Source organism: Arthrobacter sp. MA-N2 (assembly GCF_000517125.1).
GTDB classification, from domain to species: Bacteria; Actinomycetota; Actinomycetes; order Actinomycetales; family Micrococcaceae; genus Arthrobacter; species Arthrobacter methylotrophus.
This window is the reverse complement of sequence record NZ_KI912155.1, coordinates 825,473-827,078: the sequence shown is the minus strand read 5'-3', so window position 1 is coordinate 827,078 and position 1,606 is coordinate 825,473. Positions and strand designations below refer to the sequence as shown.

1 pseudogene is annotated in these 1,606 nt (G+C 66.4%); it reads left to right on the top strand.

Annotated features, from left to right (window positions below):
- Positions 1-66: 66 nt before the first annotated feature.
- Positions 67-1,330, top strand: a pseudogene (locus tag A3M3_RS0104315) (IS110 family transposase).
- The last annotated feature ends 276 nt before the right edge of the window (positions 1,331-1,606 follow it).

The following is a 1,606-nucleotide window of genomic DNA, read 5'->3' as shown; positions in this document are numbered from 1 at the left end:
CTTGGCAGGTGCCAGGGAGACCGCTAATAGGGGCAGGACAGTTTGGGATCGTCGTGCGTAACGTGGATGCCGGGCCCTGACACCGCTGACGGGCCGGCACTGGAGGATGACCCGCGACTGGAGGTGCCAGGTGATCAGAAACCACGAAACCGTTGACGTTTTCATTGGCTTGGACGTCGGCAAGGGCGAACACCACGCCGTTGCCTTGGACCGGGCCGGGAAGAAGCTGCTGGACCGGGCATTGCCCAATGACGAGGCCCGGATCCGTGAGATCCTGGCCGAGTTTCAAGGCCACGGACAGGCGTTGCTGGTCGTCGATCAGCCCGCGACGATCGGGGCGCTCCCGGTGGCCGTGGCCCAGGCCGCCGGCATGCCCGTCGGTTACCTGCCGGGCCTGGCGATGCGGCGGATCGCGGATCTGCACCCGGGAGAGGCGAAGACCGATGCCCGGGACGCGTTCATCATCGCCGACGCCGCACGCACCATGCCCCACGCCCTGCGCTCGGTCCAACTCGCCGACACCCAGCTCGCCGAGCTGAGCATGCTCTGCGGTTTCGACGATGACCTGGCCAAACAGATCACTGCGACTTCCAACCGGATCCGCGGTCTGCTCACCCAGATCCACCCGGCACTGGAGCGTGTTCTTGGCCCGCGCCTGGACCACCCTGCCGTGCTGGACCTGCTGCGGACCTGGCCCACCCCGGAGGCCTTGCGTCATGCCGGCCGGCGCCGGATCGGGAACCGGCTGGGAAAGCTCGCGCCCCGGATGGGCGAACGCCTCGCCGATGAGATCATCGAGGCCTTGGGCAAGCAAACCGTGGTCGTGGTCGGCACGAACGCCGCCACGATCGTGCTGCCCCAGCTCGCGGGCATGCTCGCCGCGTTCCACGAAGCCCGCGCTACCGTTTATGCCCAGGTCGAAGCCCTCGTGGAGGCCCACCCTCTTCACCACGTCCTGACGTCACTGCCGGCGGTCGGCGTCAGGACAGCAGCACGGATCCTCACCGAAGTCGTCGGGAAAGACTTCGCCTCAGCGGCGCACCTGGCATCTTACGCAGGCCTGACACCGGTGACCTGGCGATCCGGGACCTCCATCCGTGCCGACCGCGCCTCCCGGAAAGGCAACAAAGTCCTCAAACGCGCCCTCTACCTCTCCGCCTTCGCCGCACTGAAAGACCCGCTCTCGCGCGCCTACTACGACCGCAAACGAGCCGAAGGAAAACGACACAACCAAGCCCTCATCGCCCTCGCCAGACGCCGCTGCGACACCCTCTACGCCATGCTCCGAGACGGAACCCTCTACCAAGCACGAACACCCACAGCAGCTTGACAAAAAACATAGGGGCACGCTCACTTGAAGTGAGCGTGCGTTTCGTCTTTTGCCGCCATAGGTGAGCGAGCGTCGCCTTTGCGGGGCGGCCGTTTGGTAGTGCCCGACGGCGGGACGGCCGGTCGCGCTGTCGTTCGCCCCGGCCGCTCGCCGCCCCCCGACGCTCGCCGCCCCCGACGCTCGTTACCTTTTTCGTAGCCCTTTCCTGGTGCAGGATATGGGTGTGTTGGCCTGCCGTCCCGGCATGATTGTGACGCTCTGTCGATGCATGATCCT